The following is a 23,794-nucleotide window of genomic DNA, read 5'->3' on the forward strand; positions in this document are numbered from 1 at the left end:
CTTCACAGGGACCTTTTGCCGCTACTAGGGACGTTCGGAACCTCTCCATGGCCCCCGGTAGGTGCACACTGGACAGCGGGACGAGTGCCTGACTGCGGGGTGATGCAAGATGCAGAGCCGCTTCCGGAGCGACCGGCGGCTGACCATGCGGATGACGGTCACGCTGTTTTTGCTCGGGTTGTTGTACGTCGGCTTCGTTGCCGCGTTGATCGTGTTGCTGAAGTCGTGGCTGCTGGTCGTCGTCCTGGTGGGCGCGATGTTCGTGGCGCAGTTCTGGTTCTCCGACCGGATCGCGATGTTCGCCATGCGCGGGCGGGTCGTGGAGCGGGAGGAGTACCCGGAGCTGCACGCGGTGGTGGACCGGCTGTGCGCCATCGCCGACATGCCGAAGCCGGTCGTCGCCGTGTCCGACATGGACATGCCGAACGCGTTCGCGACCGGGCGGAATCCCGATCACGCGGTGGTGTGCGTGACCACCGGACTGCTGCGGCGGCTGGAGCCCGCCGAACTGGAGGGCGTGCTCGCGCACGAGCTGTCGCACGTGGCGCACAAGGACGTCGCCGTGATCACGATCGCCTCCTTCCTGGGCGTGATCGCCGGACTCATCGTGCGGTTCACGTTCTACTCGCAGCTCTTCGGCGGGGGCCGGCGGGACCAGAACACCGCCGCCGTGTTCGCCGCGGTCATCGGAGTCTCCGCGGCCGTGTACGCGATCAGCTTCCTGCTGATCAGGGCGCTGTCCCGGTACCGGGAGCTGGCCGCCGACCGGGCCGCCGCCCACCTGACGGGCCGGCCCTCCGCGCTGGCGTCGGCGCTCACCAAGGTCTCCGGTGACATCGCCCGGATCCCGACCAAGGACCTGCGCACGGCCCAGGCCTTCAACGCGTTCTACTTCACCCCGGCGACCGGCAAGGAGCCCGGCATCGAGCGCATCTTCTCCACCCACCCGACCCTGGAGCAGCGGCTTGAGCAGCTGGGCCGGATCTCGGCGGAGCTGGGTGAGGCGGCGACGCCCGGAGAGGCCGGGTGAGCATGGGGTTCCTGGACATCCTGCTGGGCCGTACGAAGCCGGTCGCGCCCAATCTCGACCAGTTGTTCGCGCTGCCGTCGGCGGCGGTGACGCTGGAGGCGGCGGCCGGGTTCAGGCCCACCGGCGGGGGCGCGGTGTGCTTCGCCACCGTGGAGGGCGCGGCCTTCGAGCAGACCCACCGGGAGGTCCAGGCGCTCCTCGACGCGGACACGGACCGCGGCGGGGTTCCGGTGGAGCTGCACCAGGACGACTACGGCTACTCCTGGCTGGTCTCGCAGCGCTCCCCCGACCAGCTTCCGCAGCTGGTCAACGACCTGCACGCGGTGAACAGCTCGATGGAGGTCAACGGCTTCGGCCCGCAGCTGCTCTGTTCCCTTGCCGCCTTCGAGGACGAGCGCGGGCGCAGGCTCGCGCTCGTCTACCTCTACAAGCGGGGCACCTTCTACCCCTTCGCGCCGCTGCCCGGATCCGGGCAGCGGCGGGACAGCGCGCTGGAGTTGCAGGTGAAGGCGGCGCTCGCGAGCGACCTGCGGATCGAGCAGGACCTCAGCCGCTGGTTCCCGGTCTGGGGTGCCCCCGGCCTCTGACCGGCCGGAGACCACGCGCTGCCTACTTCCCCTTCTCGTTCTGCTGGCGCCGGGACTCCAGGGGGCGCTCGCGACGGTAGCGGCGCTCCCACTTGGCCTGCTGGTCACGGCGGTCGCGGTACGTCTTGTAGTCGTTGGCCATGCCCCCTCCCCCGCCGGACGAACCGCCCGACGAGGAGGCCGACGACGAGCCCCGCCCGTACTGCACGTACAGGAAGAGCAGGGCGACGGCAGCGAGCCACCAGTTGTGGTTGCCGAATCCGAGGATGACCAGGACGACGGTTCCGGATAGGACGATGGTGCCCATGACGGGCCTCCGTGGCGTGGGTGTGTGAGCGGTCGACGGATCCGACGGCGCGCGGGGGACGGGCGGCCGTCCGTCGGTGCGCGGCAGTGTAGTCCCGGCTCCCGGGGGCGCGGCCTGCCCTTCGGAAAGCGGTGGTGGACGCCTCCGCAACGCGTGTCCAGCGTAGGGAGCCGGTCACTCGGCGTGCATCCCCTTTTCGTGCGGGCACGCGTGCGTGCGCAGCCGCGGGCGTGGGTGAATGTGCGGCACGGTTCAACTCACCGCCTCCACCCACGAGTACGCCGGCGAACGGCTCAGCGGGGTCCGCGCCCCGGCCACCGAAGGGCCCGGACGGACCCGACGGCCCCGGCGCCGCCGGGGGACCGGTACCCGGTCACGGCCGCGCGGGCGGCGGCGCGGGCCTGCGGAACGCCGTGCGCGTTCTCGCGGGCGGCGACGGAGGCGGCGAGCCGTTTGACGTCCGACTCGAAGGGCCCGGGGAACCTCGTCGAAGTCGTTCAGGTCGAAGAGCAAAGACCGCTCGGGGGGAGGCGTAGAGCCCGAAGTCCATCAGATGCGCGTCGCCGCAGAGCTGCATGCCGAGTCCGGCGAACAGGTGATTGTCAGTGGCGTCGGGCAGGATGCGGTCAGGAGTCCATGGGGAGGTCGGCATGAGCGGCGGGCGGCGGCACATCGGGGTGGCGGAGCGGCGGGCCAGGCTGGCGGAGCGCCACCTGCTGGCGGTCACGGCGCGGGTGACGGCGCCGGAGGAGGTCGCCGAGGCACTGGTGGCGCTGCACGGCTCGGATCCGGCGACGGTGCACCTGGCGGTGGGGGCGCGGCTGGCCGAGGCGGCGAAGACCGTGCCGGAGACGGAGCGGGCCCTGTACGAGGACCGCACCCTGGTGCGGATGCACGGCATGCGGCACACGGTGTTCGTCTTCCCCGCGGATCTCACGGCGGTCGTGCACGCCTCGACGGGCCTGGCGGTGGCCGCCCGCGAGCGTGCCGCGCTGCTGAAGGACATGGCGCGGGCCGGTGCCCCGGACGCGGCCTGGCTCGCGGAGGTCGAGTCCGCCGCCCTGGCCGCGCTGGCCCGGCTCGGCCAGGCGACGGCGACGGAACTGGCGGCCGTCGAACCACGTCTGCGCGAGCAGTTCACGTACGCCGCGGGCAAGAGCTACGAGGGCATCCACACGGTCTCGACACGCCTGCTGAGAGTCCTGGGTGTGGAGGGCAAGGTGGTGCGGGGCCGTCCGCTGGGTTCCTGGACGTCGAGCCAGTTCCGCTGGGCACCGGCGCCGGACCATCCGGAGCTGGACACGGCACAGGCCCAGGCGGCCCTGCTGAACCGCTGGCTGCACGCCTGCGGCCCGGCCACGGAAGCGGACCTCAAGTGGTGGACGGGATGGCGGGTCACGGAGGTCCGGCGGGCGCTGACCGCCATCGGAGCGCATCCGGTGACCCTGGACGAGGGCGGCACGGGGTACGTGACGGCCGACGACCTGCCGGCGGTCACCGAGCCCTCCCGTCCCTGGGCGGCGCTCCTCCCCGCCCTCGACCCGACGGCCATGGCGTGGCAGGAGCGGGACTGGTACCTGCCGCCGCAGCTCCGGCCGCTTCTCTTCGACAGAAGCGGCAACGTGGGGCCGACGGTGTGGTGGAACGGGCTGGTGGTGGGTGGCTGGGCACAGCGCCGGGACGGCGAGATCGTCTGGCGGATCGCCGATCCCGGCATCCGCAGAGAGGCCGAGCAGGCGATCGCGGCGGAGGCGGAGCGGCTGCGCGGATGGGTGGGCACCACGAAGGTCACGCCACGCTTCCGGACGCCGGTGGAGCGGGAGCTCACCGGGTGAGCGGGGGCTGAGGCGGCCGGGCGCCGCGGGAAGACACGGCGCCCGGCACCACCGGCTCAGCGTGAGTAGCGCATCAGGGCCCGCACCATGTGGCACGTGGTGTCCGACGGCGGGTGGACACCGATGCTCTCCGCCGTGCTCCGTATCGTCTCGTTCCGGGCCTGCCCCGGCATGTGGACACCGGAGTCGAGCAGGGCGATGGCGAGGCGCATGGCCTTCAGACGGCGGTTGTGCGTGACATACCACTCGCGTGGCCGCCCGGCCGGCAGCGGGCGCTTCTCCACCGGCGCGTACGGCGAGTCGAACAGGACCGCACGCTTCGCGGTGGACTGGGTCGGCAGGGACTTCGGCTTCGGCTTCAGTGCGGCAGCGGGCACAGGCATCCTCCTGTCGCGGTCAGAGGGCCGCCGGACACCCCGGCGACTCTCTCGAACACTGCCTCCAGTGTACCGGCCGGCACTGACAACGAGACAGCCCGCGACTTCGCCGAACAGCCAGGTGGAGACGGGTTTTTCAGGTGGTGAGGGAGGTACGTACGAGGTTCTCACGGCACCCCTCAGAATTCGAACAGAGCGCCCCCTGGCGGCGGCTCGCGTACCGTTTCCCGCATGGAGATCTGGATCAACCCCGCCTGCTCGAAGTGCCGCAGCGCGATCAGCCTGCTGGACGCCGAGGGGGCCGACTACACCGTCCGCCGCTACCTGGAGGACGTACCCACCGAGGACGAGATCAGGGCCGTACTCGAACGGCTCGGGCTCGAACCGTGGGACATCACCCGCACCCAGGAGGCGGTCGCCAAGGAGCTGGGGCTGAAGGAGTGGGCACGGGACGCGAGCGCGCGCGACCGGTGGGTCACGGCCCTCGCCGAGCATCCCAAGCTCATCCAGCGGCCGATCATCACCGCCGACGACGGCACGGCGGTCGTCGGCCGCACCGACGAGGCCGTACAGGATGCGCTGGCCAGGCGCAAGAGCTGAGCAGCACTCAACTCCAATGTGACGTAGGTTACTTCGGCGTCTCCTGTGACCGGTGAGTAACGACGTTCGGCATCTCGTACATAGCGGCGAACGCTCCCCTACCCCCTCTCACAGGAGGCGCGCATGTCGCGTAGGAGAACTCTCGGCGCCAAGAAGACCATCGCCCTGCTGGTCGGCGCCGCAGCCGTCGCCGGCGGCGGGGCCTTCGCCCTGGCGTCCACCTCGAACGCCGCGCAGACCTCGCAGAACGCGAAGACCCTGTCGTCGGCCGCGGACTCGACGGTCTGCTCGGGGCTGGCCACGGCCCTCGGCAACAACCAGAAGTTCATCGCCGGGCAACAGGCGAACCCGGACGCCCAGTCGGCGGCCCGGATCGCCAACCGCCAGGCGGTCATCGAGCAGATCAAGGTCCAGCAGAAGGCGTCCGGTTGCGTCGTTGGGGAGTCGGCTCAGGGCTCCCAGGCGGCGAGCGGTACGCAGACGGGCCAGACCGGGCAGACCGCCACCGCGACGCCCGCACAGAGCGCGGCCGCCGGCAGCACCGGGGGCGCCGCCTCCGGGCAGCAGGTCTGCAAGGGCTCGACCGTCACGCTCTCCGGTGAGGCCGGTGCACCGGCCGCCTCCAGCAACCAGTTCCCGGCGGGGACCACGCTGAAGGTCACCAACCTGGACAACAACAAGTCCACGACGGTGAAGGTCACGTCGGTCTCCGGCAGTTGCGTGCTGCTCAACAACGCGGCGTTCGAACAGGTCCGGGAGCCCGGCAAGTTCCTGATCCGCCGGGCGCTGATCGAAAAGGTCGGCTGACCCAAAAGGCCGGCTGACCGAAACGGCCGGCCGACCGGGGCAACGGTCCCGGGCGCGGCCGCCGGCTTTCACGGAGGGAGAGCCGGCGGCCGCCGCGCGGGCTCCCTGGCGGCGCCCGAAATGGGCTCGCTACCCCGGCCGTCCCGCCCTCACAACGTGAGTCGCACCACAGAACCGCCAGGTAACACCGGGTTCACATTCGAGCAATGATCGGGAAATCGCCTGTTGACAGGCTGCCGGGCAACACCGAGGCGCCCCAGTGCCGTAGCGCCGCTGCACCCGCAAGTGCGCCCGACCACCCCCGAAGGATGTGGCCCGTGACCTTCAAGGCTGAGTACATCTGGATCGACGGCACCGAGCCGACGGCCAAGCTGCGTTCGAAGACGAAGATCATCGCGGGCGCCCCCGCCGGTCTCGACGCGCTGCCGATCTGGGGCTTCGACGGGTCCTCCACGAACCAGGCCGAGGGGCACTCCTCGGACCGTGTGCTGAAGCCGGTCTTCACCTGCCCGGACCCGATCCGCGGCGGCGACGACGTCCTCGTGCTGTGCGAGGTCCTGGACATCGACTTCACCCCGCACTCCTCCAACACGCGTGCGGCGCTGGCCGAGGTCGCCGAGAAGTTCGCCTCCCAGGAGCCGATCTTCGGCATCGAGCAGGAGTACACCTTCTTCGACGGCTCCCGTCCGCTGGGCTTCCCCGAGGGCGGCTTCCCGGCCCCCCAGGGCGGTTACTACTGCGGTGTCGGCGCCGACGAGATCTTCGGCCGCGAGATCGTCGAGGCCCACCTGGACAACTGCCTGAAGGCGGGCCTCGCGATCTCCGGCATCAACGCCGAGGTCATGCCCGGCCAGTGGGAGTTCCAGGTCGGCCCGGTCTCCCCGCTGGAGGTCTCCGACCACCTGTGGGTGGCCCGCTGGCTGCTCTACCGCACCGCCGAGGACTTCGGCGTCTCCGCCACCCTCGACCCCAAGCCGGTCAAGGGCGACTGGAACGGCGCCGGCGCGCACACCAACTTCTCCACCAAGGCGATGCGCGAGGGCTACGACGCGATCATCACCGCCTGCGAGTCGCTCGGTGAGGGCTCCAAGCCGCTCGACCACGTCAAGAACTACGGCGCGGGCATCGACGACCGTCTGACCGGCCTGCACGAGACCGCCCCGTGGAACGAGTACTCCTACGGCGTCTCCAACCGCGGTGCCTCGGTGCGTATCCCGTGGCAGGTCGAGAAGGACGGCAAGGGCTACATCGAGGACCGCCGTCCGAACGCCAACGTCGACCCGTACGTCGTGACCCGGCTGATCGTGGACACCTGCTGCACCGCCCTGGACAAGGCCGGCCAGGCCTGATCCGCGGACGACTCCCCCGAAGGGGCGCCCACCGTGACGGTGGGCGCCCCTTCGGCATGAGGAGCGGGCAACGTCAACCTCACGCCGAGGAAGCGTCCAAGCAGTGAGAGGAGGGTCCTGTTTCCCGGCTGTGTCTGCTTCAATGGGCGCATGGTCGGCTTCCAGAAGTACAGCGCGACAGGTCGCCAGGACCTTGAGCCGTTCTGGCCTTCCCGTCAGCACCACGACTTCGACCGGGTGTGTTGCCGCGCGACGAACGCGCGGGCCCTCTAAAGCCGTACACCCCGGCCTTCGGCCAGCGCGGAAAGCAGTACGTCCCCGGCGCGCCCGACCACGAGTCGCGGCCGTCGTCCCGACCGACTGACTCCTCGCGCGAAAGAGCTGACGTCTCATGGCGACCACTCGTTCTCTCTCCCCCGCCTCCCCCCTCGCCGCTTCCTCGCCCGCCCGGCACCGGCTGCGCGCCGTCGACCGGGACGAGGTCGTGGACATGGCCGACCTGCTGCCACCGGGCGCCACCTGGCTGCCCGCCCCGCAGCACGCCCTGCCCACGCTGCCGGGCCAGCCGCCGATGATCGGCTACCTGGTGCTGGTCCCGGCGGACCAGCAGCCGCCATTTTTGCCGGTCGCGGTGCAGGACCCGCAGGAGCCGGCCACGGGGCCTGCCCCGGCACCGGCCGCGACCGGCCTCCGGCCGCTCGTCACCGTGGACACCGTGGAGCGCACCGCCCAGGTCGACGGGCGTGAACTCGACCTCACCTACCTGGAGTTCGAGCTGCTCGCCCATCTGGTGGCGCATCCGGGCCGGGTGCACACCCGCGACCAGCTGGTCACCACGGTCTGGGGCTACGGCCATGTCGGCGACGGCCGCACGGTCGACGTCCATGTCGCCCGGCTGCGCCGCAAGCTCGGCGCGGAGCACCGCCGGGCGATCCAGACGGTCCGCCGGGTGGGATACAAGTACACGCCGCCGACGGGCCGCTGAGGCCGTACGAGGCCGTACGAGGCCGTACGAGGCCGTACGAGGCCGTACGAGGCCGTACGAGGCCGCCAACGGGCCGGTCGGCCCTCGGCTGAACCGGACGCGGGCCGTGCCCGGCGCGCACGGGGGCTGCATGAGGCTGCTGGTCCTGGGCGGTACGGAGTTCGTGGGGCGGCGGTCGTCGGGGCGGCGCTCGGGCGTGGCCGGGAGGTGACCGTCTTCCACCGGGGCCGCCGCCGGCTCCCGGCCGGGGTGCGGTCGCTGCACGGCGACCGCACCGCGCCCGACGGCCGCACCGCGCTCACCGACGGCACCGAAGGGGACCCGGCCGTCGGCACTCCCCCCACTGCCTTGAGGGCGTGGGCGGTACCCCCAGGTCGCGGCCGCGCCCCGGACGGTGCGCGGGACGGCACGGCTGCTGCCGGGCGTCGGCGGTGCGGCGCCGGTGCGGGTGGGGGTGGGGCTCGACCCCGATGTCGAAGCGGGGTGCTTGCGGTGCGGCGCATCGGGTCGTGACCAGGCTGCGGGCCGGTGGGGGTTGATCGCGCCCGCGCGGCGGAGCCGCATATCGGCACAGCCCCGCGCCCCTGAACGGGCGCGCTGCAGCCCGGGTGTATCCAGCACCACCCCCTGACATGGGGCCTCGGGCCAGTGACCCGCCGGCCGGCGGTTCGGGAGACTGGTCGCATGACGACGAACACAGACAGCGGGGGCTTCCGTCCCAGAGTTCGGGAGATCGTGCTCGCCGCCGTGCGGGGGCTGGTGCTGGCGTTGGTGATTCTGCCGGTGTCGGTGCTCTGCTTCACGTTGACCGCGGTGTCGGTGGCGCTGATCCCGGTCGGGGTGGGGATCGTCACCACGCCGTGGGTCCTGGGCGGCGTCCGGGACGTGGCGGACGTGCGACGGCGGCTGGCGTACGAGTGGTGCGGGGTGCGGATCCGGTCGGCGTACCGGGCGATCCCCGCGGACGCCAACCCGTGGGCCAGGACCTTCGGGATGCTGCGCGACCCGCAGGTCGGGCGGGACGTGCTGTGGCTGTTCACGGACATGACGGCCGGGTTCGTGACCGCGCTGCTGCCGGCGGTGCTGCTGTTCTATCCGATCGAGGGCTTCGCGGTGGCCGCCGGGCTGTGGCGGGTGCTCGCCGACGGTGAGACCTACTGGTACGGCTTCGTGCCGGTCAGCGGGCAGCCCACCGCCCTCGGGGCCGGTGCCACCGCCGCCGTGCTGCTGGTCGGTGCCTGGTACCTGTGCCCGCGGCTGCTGGCCGCCCACTTCCGGCTGACCCGCGCGGTCCTCGACCCCGGTCGGGGCGAACTCGTCGAGCGGGTGCGGGTGCTGACCGAGACCCGGAAGGACGCGGTGGACACCTCGGCGGCCGAACTCCGCCGGATCGAGCGGGATCTGCACGACGGGGCGCAGGCCCGGCTGGTCGCCATGGGCATGGACCTGGGGACGATCGAGATGCTGCTGGAGAAGGATCCGGAGAAGGCGCGGCAGTTGCTCGCGCAGACCCGGCGGGCGTCCGTCGAGGCGCTGGGCGAGCTGCGGGACCTGGTGCGGGGCATCCATCCGCCGGTGCTGGCCGAGCGCGGACTAGGGGACGCCGTACGGGCGCTGGCGCTGCGGCTGCCGGTGCCGACCGAGGTGACGGTGGAGCTGCCGGGGCGGGCGGACGCGCCGGTGGAGTCGGCCGTGTACTTCGCGGTGAGCGAGGTGCTGACCAACGCGGTCAAGCACTCCGGTGCCGACCGGATCTGGGTGGACCTGCATCATGTGGCGGACGGCGGCGGCATGCTGCGGATCTCGGTCACCGACCACGGCAGGGGCGGCGCGGTGATCGGTGCCGGGTCGGGGCTCGCCGGAGTGGAGCGGCGGCTGGGTACATTCGACGGTGTCCTGGCCGTCAGCAGCCCCGCGGGCGGTCCCACCATGGTCACGATGGAGATTCCGTGCGCGTTGTCCTAGCCGAGGACCTGTTCCTGCTCCGCGACGGACTGGTCCGGCTGCTGGAGGCCTACGGCTTCGAGATCGCGGCGGCCGTCGAGTCCGGCCCCGAACTCACCCGCGCGCTGGCCGAGTCGGAGCCGGACGTGGCCGTGGTGGACGTACGGCTGCCGCCCACGCACACCGACGAGGGGCTGCAGTGCGCGCTCCAGGCCCGGCGGGAGAGGCCGGGGCTGCCGGTGCTGGTGCTCTCCCAGCACGTGGAGCAGCTGTACGCGCGCGAGCTGCTGGCGGACGGCACCGGCGGGGTGGGGTATCTGCTGAAGGACCGGGTGTTCGACGCGGAGCAGTTCGTGGACGCCGTACGGCGGGTCGCGGGGGGCGGTACGGCCATGGACCCGCAGGTGATCCAGCAGCTGCTGTCCCGGCGTGCCGACGACCGGCCCCTGGGGGGCTTGACACCGCGGGAGCTTGAGGTCATGGAGCTGATGGCGCAGGGCAGGTCCAACGCCGCGATCGCCGGGCAGCTCGTCGTCACAGAACGGGCCATCGCGAAGCACACCTCCAACATCTTCACCAAACTGGGACTTGAGGTGTCGGACGATGACAATCGGCGCGTCCTCGCGGTGCTCGCGTACCTTGACCGCGACCGGTGATTTTCCGGAACTTGCCCTGCTCAAACAGCAGTTGTGCCCCAAGTGCGTAACAAATCTCTGATGAATTTGTGAGGCGGCTGAACACGCCTGAGACGGGGTGCGTATGAAAGGACGCCGCTTCACTCCTGTCGGGCGCCTCGATGCCGCCCCGCAAGGAAGGTCTGAGGAGTTCCATGGGACGCAACATACGCAAACGCCGTTCGCCGCTGACCGTCAAGGTCATAGCCGCATCGGCGGCTGTCGCACTCGGCGGGGGCGGGCTGCTCTATGCGCAGATGAACGCTTCGGCACACGAGTCGAACAACTCTGCGCAGAACTACACCAAGGCCGCTGCCGCGACGGTGGCGACCATCTCCTGCCCTGACGTCGGCCAGAAGCTGACGAACGTGCCCGACAAGGCCAAGCAGGGGGTGGCGACGGAGCTGGCGAACCTCGACAAGCAGATCACCGAGGCCTACTCCCGGCTCGCCTCCACGCGTCAGGCTCAGGCGAACGACGCCAGCTTCGTGCAGAACGCGATCACCGGCCCCCTGAAGGAGAAGCGGGCGGCCACGATCGACCGGATCCGGATCGACATCACCCGGGTCGGGGGCACGTTCGACAACGCGCTGTCGCAGCTCGCCGCCTGCACCACGCAGGCCGCCAACCAGACCAACGCCGGGCAGGGCAACAACACCGGCGGCCAGAACAACAACAACGGCGGCCAGAACAACGGCGGTCAGAACAACGGCGGCCAGGCCAGCGCAGCTCCGAGCGCCAGCGCCAGCACCCCGGTCGACGTCGGCGCCGGCGGCCAGGCCGGCAACGGCCCGTCCGCGGCCGACTTCGTGGACATCACGAAGGTCGCGGCGAACGTCCAGGCGAAGCCGCAGAAGTCCGGCCAGGCCTCGACCGGCTCGTTCACCACCCGCTGTGGCACGAACCAGAACAAGAACCACAACACCGACAACGTCATCGTGGCGCCCGGCGTGACCAACGGCGCGCACCACGAGCACGACTACGTCGGCAACCAGAAGGTCAACGCGTTCTCGACGAACGACTCGCTGCTGGCCGCCCCCTCCAGCTGCCAGAACCAGAGTGACCTCTCGGCGTACTACTGGCCGGTCGTGCGTGAGCAGGACGGTTCGCAGGAGTTCGACGCGAACGCGGACGGCGGTGGCAAGGAGGGCAACGTCGGCAAGATCATCACGCCGGTCCAGGCGCAGATCAAGTACGTCGGCAGCCCGGCCAGCAAGGTCGTCGCGATGCCGCAGTTCCTGCGCATCATCACCGGTGACGCCAAGACCACCACCAACGGTCTGGCCAACGCCAACGCGCACTGGAGCTGCACCGGCTTCGAGAACAAGGTCCAGCTGACGACGCAGTACCCGATCTGCCCGAAGGGCAGCCAGGTGGTGCGTACGTTCGCCTTCCAGAGCTGCTGGGACGGCGTGAACATCGACAGCGCCAACCACCGTACGCACGTTGCCTTCGCGGACCCCGCGAGCGGTGTCTGCGGCAACGGCTTCAAGGCTATCCCGCAGCTGACCATGCGTCTGGTGTACAACCTGACCCAGCCGAGCATCGTGAACGGCCAGGTCAAGAACGCCTACGCGGTGGACGGTTTCCCCGAGCAGCTGCACAAGGCGGCGACCGACCACGACGACTTCATCAGCGTCACCAAGAACAACCTGGCGGCCACGATCGCCAACTGCATCAACTCCGGCAAGAAGTGCCAGTGAGCAGTAGCTAGCCGGCAGCACGCAGACCGGTAGCACGAAGCGGGCGGTGGGAGTCTCCCACCGCCCGCTTCCGTATGTGCCGCGGACCTCGGCCGAGCGGACCTCAGCTGGTGTGCTTGCTGTGGTCGACCCCGATCTCCTCCTCGCCGCCCAGCGTGGTCTGCAGCGCCTTGACGACCTTGTCGGTGCCGACGGCGACCCACTTGCGGCCCACGAGGTAGAAACCGCCGTAGTCCTTGGCGTCGTTGATCCACTCGCGCTGGCCGCGGTCGGTGGCGAAGGTGGCGAAGACGAACTTGCCGGCGGAGACCTTGCAGATGGCCTGGCGGACTTCGTCGGAGTCGATCTGCATGTCCGGGGCGCACTTCACCTTGGCGGCCAGGCTCTCCAGGCTGCCGGTCGCGGTGACCGGGATGCCGGCCTCCGCCTTGCCGTCTCCGGATCCACAGCCCGCCAGCGCCAGTACGGCCACGGCGCCGGCCACGGCGAGCATCGGTCGGGTCAACCTCATCTGTTCCTCCGGTCGCGTTGCCGGCCCCGGTGCCTTCAGGGGCCCGTCCCCTTCGATACGGCTGCGGGCCGCGAAGCACTCACCTCGTGCGGACACCGCAGTGTCACCTGTGTGGCGGTGACCAACCAACGGTTCGCTCGTTCTCAAGGACGTGCAGTCACAGGATGTAGCCCAGCGTCACGCAGCCGCCTCCGCCGGAGCCCCCCATCCGGCCGTCGACGTCGAGCAGGCCGAGGCCGCGCTCGTCGAGCACTACCCACGGCTGGTCCGGCTCGCCTACCTGGTACTGCCACCGGGCCTCGCGCGCGGCCGCCGCGTCCTGACCGCGCACTCCCTGGTCCAGCGGGCCCTGCCCCGGGGCCGCCGGCAGGTCCCGGTGATCCCGGCCCAGTCGGACGGGCGGCAGACCGACCCCGGGTACTCCCTCGTCCGCCTCGAAGTGGTGCGTACGGCACTGGAGGCGGGCCGGCCGCTGCGGCTCACCGCGTGGCCGAAGCGCGCCCAGTTGCCGCCGCTGCTCCCCCAGGTGTGGGGCCTCAGGCTCTTCCCGCGCTCCGGCGGCGCCGACGAACTCGCCCTGGACCAGCGGCTCGCCGGCCTGTCCGGGCCGGCCCGGGCGGCCTACGCGCTGCGCGGCCTCGAACAGCTGCCCGACGGCGACGTCCGCAAGATGCTCCGGGCGGTCGGCGTCGAACACCCCGAGGGCGCGCTCGCCGAGGCGAACGGCGTCCCGGCCGAGTACCCGCTGCTCGACTCCCCCGAGTTCGACCCCTGTTCCCTGCAGGCCCGGCCCACCGATCTGATGCGCCGCCGCCAGCACACCAAGGCCGCGCTCGCCGCCGCTGCCGCCCTCGCGGTGTGCGGGGCGCTGGTCGCGCTGCCGGGCGGCGGCTGGGGTGCCGACGGCGCGGCCGCCCCGGTGTACGCGCAGAACCCGGCCGCCCAGGCCGCCCTGGACCCGGCCCAGGTGACAAAGGTCCCGGCGACCGTCTGGCAGACCGCCGCGCGCACCGACTTCTCCGTCTGGCCGGCCCGCGGCGCCCTCACCGGCGACACCGCGCTGCTGCGCCGCGCTCTCGCCGTCTGGGCCCGCCCCGGCGCCACCGTCCGCGTCTCGGCGACCCCCGGCACCCAGACCGGCGGCCCGGCAGGACCGCCCCAGCTGCTGTACGCGGGCGTGGTCGACAGCGCCCGGGTGGTGGTCTTCTACGACGGGCTGCGCATCGCCCGCTACGCCGAACCGAAGGACGGCGCCCAGGGCGCGGCCCTGGACTTCGCCCGTGTCGACGGCGCGACCGGCGCGGAGGCGAGCGCCCTGGTGCTCGGCCGCGCCGACGGCAACGTCCGCTATCTGACGGCTCCCTGGGTGACCAGGGCGGCCGAGCGGGACCTGATGAAGCCGAGCGCGGGGGCGATGGACCTCGGGCTGACCGACGGGGTGACCGGGCCGCAGGCCAGTTCCGCGCTGCGGCAAGGGGCGTGCACGTCCTGGAACGTGCTCCAGCTGACCGACGCGCAGGGTGTGCACCTCGCGACCGACCTGGGCGAACTGGTGCCGGCCCGGCTCACCGCCGGGCGGCCCGGCGAGAGCGGCGAGGCATCGGAGGCGGCGGCGCTGCGCGACTGGGCGCCGTTCGCCTGCTCGCTGGCCGCGGAGCGGTCGGCCGGGGTGCGCAGCGTCAACGCGTGGGCGTTCGCCGAGCAGCAGCTGCCGGACGCCGGCGGCACCGGGTCGTGGGTGTGCACGCGCGCCGAGACCTGGCGGGGTGACGGGACGGTGTCGCTGGCCCAGTTCCGGACGCCGGGCAGCCGGTACGGGGCGGTCGCGGCGAAGGGGGCCGATGTGACGGCCTGCGGCCCGCGCGATCCGCACGTGCTGGCCGGGGTGCTGTGGAAATCCGGGGGCGGCGAGTGGTACCTGCTGGCCGCGGGCAGCCGCGACACCGCGTCGATCCGGGCGACCGGCGGGGTCACGGCGTCGGCACAGGGGACGCGGTTGGTGGCCGCGGCGAAGCAGGGGGCGCAGGCCGAGCTGACGGGAACACTGGACGACGGCAGCGAGATCAGCGGGTTGCGGTGAGTCCGGCACCGCCGGGGTGAGCCGCGACCACCACCCCTCCCAGGAAGGTCCACCGCCCAGGCGGCCGCCTGTCCGGACTCCTCCGCTGCTGGTCGCCTCGCACCGGACGATCACCGACGGGGTCGTCCAACTGCGTCTGGAGGGCGGGTGGTTGCCGGGCTGGGAGCCCGGCGCCCACCTCGACGTGGTGCTGCCGTCCGGACTGGTCCGGCAGTACTCGCTCTGCGGGGCACCGGCCGACACCTCGTCGTACACGATCGCCGCATCCAGGCCGACTCGACGGGGCCGGCCGCCGTGCGGGCGGAACTGCCCGACACGCCCTGTTCCCTGCGCAGGGGTTCTGCGGGACCTGTCAACAGCGTGTGCTGGAAGGGGAAGTGGCACACCGGGACGAGCTGCTGACGGACACGGAGCGTGCCGACTCCATGCTGATCCGTGTGTCCCGGGCGCGAAGCGGGAGACTTGTGCTGGATCTGTGAACACCCGTGAAGGGTCTGGTCCGTGGGAGGCCGGATCTGATCGGTAAGGTGTTCGCATGACAACCGGGGTACGCCGCAGGATGGGAGTCGAGGAGCGGCGGCAGCAGTTGATCGGCGTCGCCCTCGAACTGTTCAGCCGTCGCTCGCCCGACGAGGTCTCCATCGACGAGATAGCCTCGGCCGCGGGTATCTCGCGGCCGCTCGTCTATCACTACTTCCCCGGCAAACTCAGCCTGTACGAGGCCGCGTTGAAGCGTGCCTCGGAGGATCTCGCGGGCCGCTTCATCGAGCCCCACGAGGGCCCGCTCGGGGCCAGGCTGCTGCGCGTGATGCGCCGCTTCTTCGACTTCGTCGACGAACACGGGCCAGGTTTCGCCGCGTTGATGCGCGGCGGGCCCGCGGTCGGCTCCTCGGCGACCAACGCGCTCATCGACTCCGTACGGCAGGCCGCCTACGAGCAGATCCTCTCCCACCTCGACATCACCGAGGCACCGGCCCGCCTGGAACTGGTCATCCGCTCCTGGATCTCGCTCGCCGAGTCGACGGCACTGATCTGGCTGGACGGGCGGCGCATCCCCCGCGCGGAACTGGAGATCCAGCTCGTCCACGACTTCGCCGCGCTGACGGCGGTCAGCGCGGCGTACGACGCGGAGATGACCGCGCTGGTCAAGCGGATGGTCCGGCACGAGCCGACCGACGGCCCGTTCGCGGACCTGGCCGCCCGGCTGATCGCTCTGGCGGGCTAGCCCCCCGGGTACGGGGCGCCGGGGCCGTCGGTCGGCTGCGGCGCCATGGGGGCGCGGGTCCGGCAGCGCCCCGTAAGTGGGGGGCGGGGAACTGCGCGACCAGCCCCCGCGGCGCGACAGCAACCGGCAGAAGAAAGTCCTAGCCCTCGTACTTCCGGTACGACGGGTCCAGGTCACGCACCTCCGCCGAGGCGTGCAGCACGGCCCCCTCCGGCTTCAGGTGCTCCCGCAGCAGCTCCAGGGTCGTCTCGGTCAGCTTCGCCTTGGTCTCGTCGGTGCGGCCGGCCAGCAGGCCGAAGGTCACGTGGACGATGACATGCGCCCCGTCGGTGCCGTAGCCGAAGGCGGTCTCCTCGGCGGCGCGGAACAGTGTCTTGCAGGCCTCGGGCTTGGCCGCCGCGATCTCGACCACGGCGCCGTGCAGGGCCCTGGCGAAACCCTTCCGGTCGAAGTCGGGGCCCGCCGTGGCGGTGTAGTCGACGGTGATCTGCGGCATGAGCACTCCTGTTCTGCGGTGGCTGGGGTCAGCCTAGTTCGCCAGGCTCAGCGCCAGCATGGCGACGTCGTCCTCGCGGTCCCGGCCGAAGCAGGCGAGGAGGGTGTCGCACAGGGCCTCCACGCCGGGCAGGGCGCCGCCGGCGGCGGCCCGGAGGTGTTCCATCGAGACCGCGAGGTCGGTGCCGCGGGTCTCGATCAGGCCGTCGGTGACCATGAGGAGCCGGTCGGTGGGTGCCAGGACCAGCTCGGTGGGCGGGGGGTGGGACAGGCCCACCCCGAGCAGCGGACCGGACGCCTTGACGTACTCGGCGCTGCCGTCGTCGCCCAGTATCAGCGGCGGGATGTGGCCGGCGTTGGCGATGCGGGTGCGCCCGGTCGCCGGGTCGATCAGGGCCAGGCAGACGGTGGCCGTGACCTCGGCGTGGTAGTGCTGGAGCACCAGGTCGAGTCGTTCCGCGAGGGCGGCCGGGTCGCTCTCGGTGAGGCAGTAGGCGCGCAGCGCGTGCCGCAGTTCGACCATGACGGTGGCCGCGTCCAGCGAGTGCCCCACGACGTCCCCCACCGCGGTGAGCACCCCGTCCCGGACCCGCAGCGCGGCGTAGAAGTCGCCGCCGATCTCCGTCTCCTGGGACGCGGGCTCGTAGCGCACCGCTATGTCGACGCCCGGCAGCTCGGGCAGCTGGTGCGGGCGGGGCAGGAAGCTGTGCTGGAGGGTGAGCGCGACATGCCGCTCCACCTGGTACATGAGCAGGGGCTCGGCGGCGAGCGCGGTGGCATGGGCGAGTTGGGCCAGCAGTGCCTCGCCCTCGGGACTGACCCGGCGCAGCCCGCGGGTGGGCGTGGCCAGGCAGACCGGGGCCTTGCCGTCCTGAGTGAGGACCAGTGCCAGCCGGGCGTCGTGCTGCACGCCGGGCCGGAAGAACCCGGCGGGCCACTGCGGCGACGGCACGGTGGTGATCTGCACGTCGGACTGTCCTCGGGTGAGCCGCCGCATCAGGTCGCGCACGGTGCGGTGGGCGTCCTCGTCGGGCAGCGCGAGTGAGGTGCGCTCCCCGTACAGGCCCCGGTACAGCTCGTCGTCCTGGTCGAGGACGAACACGGCGGCGGGGCAGCCGAGGAGCCGGGCGGCGCCGTCCGCGGCGGCGTCGGCGAGTTCGTGCAGCGAGCGGGCCGCCTGGATGGTGACGATGGTCTCCGACAGCAGCCGCAGCCGTCGTACCAGCGCCTGGTCGTCGGCGCGCAGCCGGGCGGCGCGCACCACGGCCCGGACCGTGGCCTCGATCTCCTCCGGCTCGGCGGGCACCGTCAGATACGCCTCGGCCCCCGAGTCCAGCCCCGGGCAGCGGTCCGCGGGAACGACGGACAGCGCGGAGAAGTGCACGATGGGCAGACCGGCCATGTGCGGCCGCTCCTTGAGCCGGCGGCACAGCTCGAAGCCGCTCATGTCCGGCAGGTGCACGTCGATGAGGGCCACATCGGGCAGATTGCCCTTGCGCCGCCGTACGTCGAGTTCGCTGAGCGCCTGGCGGCCGCCGGTCACCGCGACGACCTCGTGACCGGCCCGGCGCAGTACGGTGCCGATCGCGTAGCGGCTCGCGGCCGTGGCGTCCACGACCAGCACGGTCGCGTCTGTCAGCTTGCCGTTGACGTCCATCTCCCCAGCCCCTGGACAACACCGGTGGGGCAGTGCCCGGTCCCGGGCCTGCCCCACCACAGTAAGGCCGCGGTCACGTGGTCCGGGAGAACACCGCCACCGTGCGCCCCGGAACCACGAAGGTACCCGTTTCCCGCTCGTACAAAGCGGTCTTGACGACGGAGTCCGCGCCCGACGCCTGCACCGGGTGCAGCCGGTAGCCGGTTCCGGCCAGGGTGCCCACCCGCTGCTCCTGCCGCTCGGGGCTCGCGTTGAACACGACGACCAGGTCACCCAGCTCCATCGTGATCACGCCGGGCGTCTCGTCCTTCCCGGAGAGCGGGAAGGAGAGCTCCGACTGCACCTGCGCGGCCGTGTCCAGCGAGAACGCCTTGTCGGTCGTACGGATCCGCAAAAGGTCCCGGTAGGCGGCCGAGGCCCCGTCGATCTGGGCGCATCCGACCTTCACCGAGGTCAGCAACGGCTTGGCGTAGGACCACTTGGACTGGTTGTCGGCGGCCATGGGCAGCCCGCGGCCGAAGCCGTTGCCGTCGGCGCAGTTCCAGTGGATGGCGTTGAACCAGTCGCCGCTGTCGAAGGAGTTGCGGTCCAGGGACTTGGAGCGCAGCAGGTCGGTGCCGGCCTGGGAGAGCGACGGTCCCTGCGAGAGGGCGGCCGTGGCCATCGCCAGGACCTGCATCCGGGCCCGGTCGGACGCGGAGGTGCCGGACGGGAGCTTGTACGTCAGCGCGTCGAACAGTGACTCGTTGTCGTGCGCGTCGACGTAGGCGAGGGCGTCGCCGGGCACGTCGGCGTATCCGGCGGGCGAGCCGTTGTAGTCGACCTCGGCGCCGGTGACCTCCTTGCCGTCGGTGTCGGTGAACCGGTACTTGGCGAGGTTTCCGGTCAGGCCGATCTTGATCAGGTCCTGGTAGTGCAGCAGCCGGGCCTTCTGCTCAGCGGAAGTACCGTTCGCCGTCGAGGGGTTGGGGTCGGTGTACAGGCCGGACGCGAAGCCCTGGACGCCTGGGTCGTCGTCGAAGGGGCTGCCACCGCGTACGGCGTCCCGGGCGCGGTCGGAGAAGGTGGCGATGCCGGTGCCCGCCATGTTCTGCTGCGTCGCCTGCACGAAACGCGCGTCGTCGGCGACCTCGCCGAAGTTCCAGCCCTCCCCGTACAGGATGATCTTCTTGCCGTCGACTCCGTCCTTCTTCAGGGTCAGCGCGTCCAGGGCCTTGCGGACCGCGAGGATGTTGGCCTTCGGGTGGTGGCCCATCAGGTCGAAGCGGAAGCCGTCGACCTTGTACTCCTTCGCCCAGGTGACGATCGAGTCCACCACCAGCTTGCCCATCATGGCGTTCTCGGGCGCGGTGTTGGCGCAGCAGGTGCTGTTGGCGACACTGCCGTCGGCGAGCAGCCGCTGGTAGTAGCCGGGCACGATCTGGTCGAGGACGGAGGTGTCCGCCTCGCCGCTGGCCGCCGTGTGGTTGTAGACGACGTCCATGACGACCCGCAGCCCGTCGTCGTTGAGCGACTTGACCATCTTCCGGAACTGGACCGTACGCGCGGTGCCGTCCGGGTCGGTGGCGTACGACCCTTCGGGGACCGTGAAGTGATACGGGTCGTAGCCCCAGTTGTAGGCGTCGGTGGCGGCGGTCTTCGCGACGCACGCCTGCTGCTGGTCGGAGTCGGCCGGGTAGGAGGCGAGGTCGCAGGCGGGGCTCGCCTGGTCGGCCTTCTTCTCGGGCACGGTGGCGAAGTCGAAGGCCGGGAGCAGGTGGACGTACGACGTCCCGGACTCGGCGAGGGCCTTGAGGTGCTTGGAGCCGTCGCTGTTCTTGTCGGTGAAGGCGAGGTATGTGCCCCGGTCCGCGGCCGGGACCGTGCTGTCCGCCGCCGAGAAGTCCCGGACGTGCAGCTCCTGGATCTGGGCGTCCTTCAGCGGTACGGCCTTGGGCTTGGTGTATGTCGACCAGCCGGTCGGCGCGAGCGACCTGTCGTTCAGGTCGACGACGAGGCTGCGCTCGGAGTCGGCGGTGAGGGCGACCGAGTAGGGGTCGGTGACCTTGTTGGTGACGACCTTCTGGACGGTGGGCGCCCAGACCTTCACGACGTACCGGTAGGGCTTGTTCTTCCAGGACGTGGGGCCGGTGACGGACCAGACGCCGGTGGCGGGGTCGCGGTGCATCGTCTTCAGCGAGCCGTCGAGTTCGAGGGCGACGCTCTGCGCGGTCGGCGCCCACACGGAGAGCGTGGGCTTCCCGTGGTGGAAGACCGGGCCGAGGTCCGCCGTCGTGGCCTTGGCGTACACGTCGTCCAGCACCCCGGCGAGCTGCACGCCGGTCGCGGCCAGCACCGCGCCGTTGGCGGCCCGCTGGGAGGCGACGAGCTGTCCGCCGAGCGCCTCGCGCACCCGGTCCCGGTCGCGCGGGTCGACCGACCAGGCCGTGTAGTCCTTCAGGTACGGGAACTTGGCCTTCTGGGCGTCGGTGAGGGTGCTCTTCGTCAGCCGCAGCCACCGCTCGTCGTCGCTGGTCAGCGTCCCGTCCTTGGCGGCGATCGAACCGTCGTGGGAGTAGAGCAGCTGGGTGGAGACCGCGCCGTCGACGCCGTCCCAGGCGACCGTGTCCCGGTCGATCCAGACCGCCTTGGAGGTGGACAGGTCGAGTGCCGCGGCACTGCCGGCGGGCTGCGGGAGCAGGTACTTCTCCTGGCCGTTCAGCAGCCACACCTCGTAGCCGTCGGACTTGAGGTCGAGTGACTGGTCGGCGGCGAGGTCCTTCTCGTCGCCCTTGTGGATGATGTAGCTGAGGCTGGTGGCACCCTCGGTGAGCGGCACCTCGAAGACCGCGCCGTAGGCGTCGGTCCTGACCGGCTTGAGCGGCGCCGACCAGTCGGTGGGGCTGGCCGCGCCCGTCCAGACGTGCAGGCCCCAGCCGTCGTAGTCCCCGTCGGCGCGGTGGTAGTGGATGACCGCCTTGGTGGTGTCCTGTGCCGGGTAGTCGCCGGCCGGCTTCTCCGTGAGCATGTCCGCCTTCCCCTGCTCGATCCAGACCTCGCCCGTCCTGGTGACGTCGATGGAGCGGTCGGCGGAGACGTCCTTGTCGCCGTCCTTGTCGACGACGAGGAAGCCCACGTTCGTGGCGCCCGGCTTCAGCTTGACGTAGGCGAAGGCGCCGTACGCGTCCCGGCCGGTGAAGGGGTGACCGGCGGGCCAGGTGGTCGCCTCGCCGTCGGCGAGGTCGCCCCAGGCGTACAGACCCCAGTTGCCGTAGTCGCCGTCGGTGCGCTTGTAGTGGACGACGACGTAGTCACGGGAGGAGGCGGTGGGGGTCTCGGCGGCGGGCGGGGTGCCGCTGGTGCTCTCGGCGAGCGCGCCGGCGGTGTGCCCGGCGGAGTCGACGACGACCGCCTTGTAGCGCAGGGCGGTACCGGCCGGGACGTCCTTGGCGAGGGTCTGGGTGACCTTGTAGGGGGCGTGGTCGGCGGAGCCGAGGGTGGTCCACTTGCCGTTGCCGACCTGGGCGGCGAAGACGACCCGGTCGAGCTGCCCGCCGGTGACGGCCGCGGTGAGGTCGACGGTGCCGGTGGCGCCGGCCGCCGGAGCCTGGAGCGTGATCGCCGGGTTGGTGGCGGGCTTGGCCAGGGGGTCTGCCGCCTTGTAGACGACGGCGGACTCGGCGGGGACGGTGACGGTCAGCTCGGCCGAGCCGTCGGAGGTGAGGGTGCCGTCCGTGCCGTGGATCGCCCGGTAGCGCATGCCGGCGGAGCCGGTGGCGAAGGTCGCCGTCCTGGCCGTGCCGGCGTTGTTGAAGGCGACCACGTACTCCTGGCCGGTCTTGGCGTCCGTCCGGGTGAACGCGTAGATGCCGGCACCGTCGGCCGCGTAGCGCTCGGTCTGGACGCCGTCGGCGAGGGCGGGGTTGTCCTTGCGGAGCTTGCTGAGAGCGCTGATCTGCTTGTAGAGGGGTGCACTCGTGTCGTAGGAGTCGCCGGCGGCGGTGCGGTCGGTGCCGATCTCGTCGTCGTCCAGGTAGTCGGCGACCTTCGAGGCGAACATCGTCTGCCGGGCGTCCTTGTCACCGCCCGAGCCGGTGAAGCCCTGCTCGTCGCCGTAGTAGACGACCGGGTTGCCCCGGCTGAGGAACATCACCTCGTTGGCCAGCCTGTCCTTGGCGAGCAGTTCGGCGTCCGTGGCCTGCGGGTTGTCCTGCTCCAGGAAGTACCCGATCCGGCCCATGTCGTGGTTGCCGAGGAAGGTGACCTGTTCGTAGGCGTTGGCCTTGTCGGTCGTGTACTTGTAGTCGTCGCCGAAGACACTCGACAGCTTCTGCGCGCTGCCGCCCTGGGAGGCGTAGGAGCGGGCCGCGTCCTGGAAGGGGAAGTCGAGGGTCGCGTCGAGCCGGCCCTGCGTGACGTACGGGGACGTGACGGAGGTGTCGGCGGAGTACGTCTCGCCGAACATGAAGAAGTTCCTACGGCCGTGGCCCGCCGCGTACTTGTCCAGTGCGGTCGCCCACTGGGTCCAGAACTCCATGTCGACGTTCTTCACGGTGTCGATCCGGAAGCCGTCGATGGCGAAGTCCTTCACCCACCGCTCGTAGATCTTCTCCATGCCGTGCACGACCTCGGGCCGCTCGGTCCACAGGTCGTCGAGCCCGGAGAAGTCGCCGTAGGTCGCGGACTCGCCGGCGAACGTGGAGTCGCCCCGGTTGTGGTACATCGTCGGGTCGTTGAGCCACGACGGCACCTTGCTGTCGCTCGTCACGGTCGGCGTCCGCGGGAAGGAGGCGGCGGAGACGGCCGGGAACTTCTTCTTCCCGTCCGCGTAGTCGGCGTCGTCGAAGGGCTGCCCGTCCTCGGTCAGGTAGGGGAAGGCGCCCTTGGAGAGGTAGTCGTAGGACTTCTCCTGGTAGTCGACGACGTCGGCGGTGTGGTTGGTGATGACGTCGAAGAAGACCTTCATCCCCTTGGCGTGCGCCTTTGAGATGAGGGTCTCCAGGTCCTTGTTGGTCCCGAAGTGCGGGTCGACCTGGGTGAAGTCGGTGATCCAGTACCCGTGGTAGCCGGCCGAGGCGTTACTGCCCGTGCCCTGCACCGGCTTGTTCTTGAAGATCGGGGCCATCCAGATGGCGGTGGTGCCGAGCCCCTTGATGTAGTCGAGCCGCTTGGTCAGGCCCTTGAGGTCGCCGCCCTGGTAGAAGCCCTTGTCGGTGGGGTCGTAGCCGGTGGAGAGGCGGGAGCCGGTGAGCCCGCCCTTGTCGTTGCCGGTGTCACCGTTGGCGAAACGGTCCGGCATGACGAAGTAGAACTGCTCGCGGGTGTCGTCGTGCCGGGCTGGCTCGGCGGCGAGCTTTGCGTCGGAGGGTGGTGCGGGCGGGGCGGCGGCGTGTGCGGCGAGGGGCTGCACCAGCGCGGCGGCGTGTGCGGCGAGGGGCTGCACCAGCGCGGCGGCGAGGGCGGCGACGGCGACGGCCGCGACCCGTCTGACATGTATCACCGGCATGGACTCCTAGCGATAGCTGCTCTCTTGGGTCCGACCCCGCGCGACCGTATCGCTAACGAAAGGTTTACAGCAAGAGGCTTGAAACTCACAGCAAGAACTTTCACGAGGCGTATTGACGCGGTGTCTCAACTGCCGCACGCTCA

The 23,794-nt window shown here is 71.0% G+C and carries 18 protein-coding genes and 3 pseudogenes; 14 read left to right on the top strand and 7 right to left on the bottom strand.

The annotated features are described in order from the left end of the window. Nucleotides 1-109 precede the first annotated feature (109 nt). Together htpX and OHB00_RS14825 are read left to right on the top strand one after the other, a co-directional pair. Nucleotides 110-1,030, top strand: a complete 921-nt coding sequence (gene htpX, locus OHB00_RS14820) for a zinc metalloprotease HtpX (RefSeq protein WP_406435047.1) — start codon at nucleotides 110-112, stop codon at nucleotides 1,028-1,030. Between the two features lie 2 nt (nucleotides 1,031-1,032). Then, nucleotides 1,033-1,617 carry a hypothetical protein gene (locus OHB00_RS14825; RefSeq protein WP_406445781.1) on the top strand — a complete coding sequence of 195 codons (585 nt, stop codon included), beginning with the start codon at nucleotides 1,033-1,035 and terminating at the stop codon, nucleotides 1,615-1,617. A 22-nt stretch (nucleotides 1,618-1,639) separates the two neighbouring features. Here the strand turns inward: OHB00_RS14825 and OHB00_RS14830 are convergent, their stop codons facing one another. Together OHB00_RS14830 and OHB00_RS14835 are read right to left on the bottom strand one after the other, a co-directional pair. Further along, nucleotides 1,640-1,924, bottom strand: coding sequence for a hypothetical protein (locus OHB00_RS14830; RefSeq protein WP_350780771.1), 285 nt, complete (start codon nucleotides 1,922-1,924; stop codon nucleotides 1,640-1,642). A 359-nt stretch (nucleotides 1,925-2,283) separates the two neighbouring features. Next, nucleotides 2,284-2,510: pseudogene (locus OHB00_RS14835) on the bottom strand (DUF2252 family protein); the annotation flags it as partial. A gap of 64 nt (nucleotides 2,511-2,574) precedes the next feature. Between OHB00_RS14835 and OHB00_RS14840 the strand changes: the two are divergent. Beyond that, a complete protein-coding gene (locus OHB00_RS14840) occupies nucleotides 2,575-3,759 on the top strand; it encodes a winged helix DNA-binding domain-containing protein (protein WP_406435049.1) in 1,185 nt (394 codons plus the stop codon). A gap of 56 nt (nucleotides 3,760-3,815) precedes the next feature. On the opposite strand, the gene OHB00_RS14845 is transcribed toward OHB00_RS14840, so the two are convergent. Continuing rightward, complete coding sequence (locus tag OHB00_RS14845; protein WP_406435051.1) at nucleotides 3,816-4,136, bottom strand: hypothetical protein; 321 nt, start codon at nucleotides 4,134-4,136, stop codon at nucleotides 3,816-3,818. Nucleotides 4,137-4,367: 231 nt separating this feature from the next. Here OHB00_RS14845 and OHB00_RS14850 point away from each other — a divergent pair, with 231 nt between their 5' ends. The 8 genes and pseudogenes from OHB00_RS14850 (at nucleotide 4,368) to OHB00_RS14885 (ending at nucleotide 12,198) form a co-directional block, all read left to right on the top strand. After that, a complete protein-coding gene (locus OHB00_RS14850) occupies nucleotides 4,368-4,736 on the top strand; it encodes an arsenate reductase family protein (protein WP_406435053.1) in 369 nt (122 codons plus the stop codon). Nucleotides 4,737-4,859: 123 nt separating this feature from the next. Further along, nucleotides 4,860-5,543, top strand: a complete 684-nt coding sequence (locus OHB00_RS14855; protein WP_406435055.1) for a hypothetical protein — start codon at nucleotides 4,860-4,862, stop codon at nucleotides 5,541-5,543. A 317-nt stretch (nucleotides 5,544-5,860) separates the two neighbouring features. Beyond that, nucleotides 5,861-6,892 carry a glutamine synthetase gene (glnII, locus tag OHB00_RS14860; RefSeq protein ID WP_406435057.1) on the top strand — a complete coding sequence of 344 codons (1,032 nt, stop codon included), beginning with the start codon at nucleotides 5,861-5,863 and terminating at the stop codon, nucleotides 6,890-6,892. A 391-nt stretch (nucleotides 6,893-7,283) separates the two neighbouring features. Further along, nucleotides 7,284-7,877, top strand: coding sequence for a winged helix-turn-helix domain-containing protein (locus OHB00_RS14865; RefSeq protein WP_406435059.1), 594 nt, complete (start codon nucleotides 7,284-7,286; stop codon nucleotides 7,875-7,877). 130 nt (nucleotides 7,878-8,007) lie between these two features. Further along, nucleotides 8,008-8,187: pseudogene (locus OHB00_RS14870) on the top strand (reductase); the annotation flags it as partial. A gap of 374 nt (nucleotides 8,188-8,561) precedes the next feature. Further along, entirely contained in the window at nucleotides 8,562-9,842 is a 1,281-nt protein-coding gene (locus OHB00_RS14875; protein ID WP_406435061.1) for a sensor histidine kinase, read from the top strand. Next, nucleotides 9,827-10,477: a LuxR C-terminal-related transcriptional regulator gene (locus OHB00_RS14880; protein WP_406435063.1), complete on the top strand. Its 651-nt coding sequence runs from the start codon at nucleotides 9,827-9,829 to the stop codon at nucleotides 10,475-10,477. The genes OHB00_RS14875 and OHB00_RS14880 overlap by 16 nt, the downstream gene beginning before the upstream one ends. A gap of 173 nt (nucleotides 10,478-10,650) precedes the next feature. Then, nucleotides 10,651-12,198 carry a DUF1996 domain-containing protein gene (locus tag OHB00_RS14885; protein ID WP_406435064.1) on the top strand — a complete coding sequence of 516 codons (1,548 nt, stop codon included), beginning with the start codon at nucleotides 10,651-10,653 and terminating at the stop codon, nucleotides 12,196-12,198. A gap of 103 nt (nucleotides 12,199-12,301) precedes the next feature. Here OHB00_RS14885 and OHB00_RS14890 read toward each other — a convergent pair whose 3' ends face one another. Further along, on the bottom strand, nucleotides 12,302-12,709 hold the full coding sequence (locus OHB00_RS14890; RefSeq protein ID WP_406435066.1) for a hypothetical protein: 408 nt from the start codon (nucleotides 12,707-12,709) through the stop codon (nucleotides 12,302-12,304). Nucleotides 12,710-12,860: 151 nt separating this feature from the next. On the opposite strand from OHB00_RS14890, the gene OHB00_RS14895 reads away from it, so the two are divergent. The 3 genes and pseudogenes from OHB00_RS14895 to OHB00_RS14905 all read left to right on the top strand — a co-directional run bounded on the left by OHB00_RS14895 (nucleotide 12,861) and on the right by OHB00_RS14905 (nucleotide 16,014). After that, on the top strand, nucleotides 12,861-14,789 hold the full coding sequence (locus tag OHB00_RS14895) for a hypothetical protein (protein ID WP_406435068.1): 1,929 nt from the start codon (nucleotides 12,861-12,863) through the stop codon (nucleotides 14,787-14,789). A 34-nt stretch (nucleotides 14,790-14,823) separates the two neighbouring features. Beyond that, nucleotides 14,824-15,268 (top strand): annotated as a pseudogene (locus OHB00_RS14900) (flavin reductase family protein); the annotation flags it as partial. Nucleotides 15,269-15,324: 56 nt separating this feature from the next. Continuing rightward, nucleotides 15,325-16,014, top strand: coding sequence for a TetR/AcrR family transcriptional regulator (locus OHB00_RS14905; RefSeq protein ID WP_406435069.1), 690 nt, complete (start codon nucleotides 15,325-15,327; stop codon nucleotides 16,012-16,014). Between the two features lie 139 nt (nucleotides 16,015-16,153). Here OHB00_RS14905 and OHB00_RS14910 read toward each other — a convergent pair whose 3' ends face one another. The 3 genes from OHB00_RS14910 to pulA form a co-directional block, all read right to left on the bottom strand. After that, nucleotides 16,154-16,510, bottom strand: coding sequence for a 5-carboxymethyl-2-hydroxymuconate Delta-isomerase (locus OHB00_RS14910; RefSeq protein WP_406435071.1), 357 nt, complete (start codon nucleotides 16,508-16,510; stop codon nucleotides 16,154-16,156). 33 nt (nucleotides 16,511-16,543) lie between these two features. Continuing rightward, nucleotides 16,544-18,166, bottom strand: a complete 1,623-nt coding sequence (locus OHB00_RS14915; RefSeq protein WP_406435073.1) for a SpoIIE family protein phosphatase — start codon at nucleotides 18,164-18,166, stop codon at nucleotides 16,544-16,546. 73 nt (nucleotides 18,167-18,239) lie between these two features. Further along, complete coding sequence (gene pulA / locus OHB00_RS14920) at nucleotides 18,240-23,645, bottom strand: pullulanase-type alpha-1,6-glucosidase (RefSeq protein ID WP_406435075.1); 5,406 nt, start codon at nucleotides 23,643-23,645, stop codon at nucleotides 18,240-18,242. Nucleotides 23,646-23,794: the final 149 nt, after the last annotated feature.

It is taken from the genome of Streptomyces sp. NBC_00631 (assembly GCF_045206895.1).
Classification (GTDB): domain Bacteria; phylum Actinomycetota; class Actinomycetes; order Streptomycetales; family Streptomycetaceae; genus Streptomyces.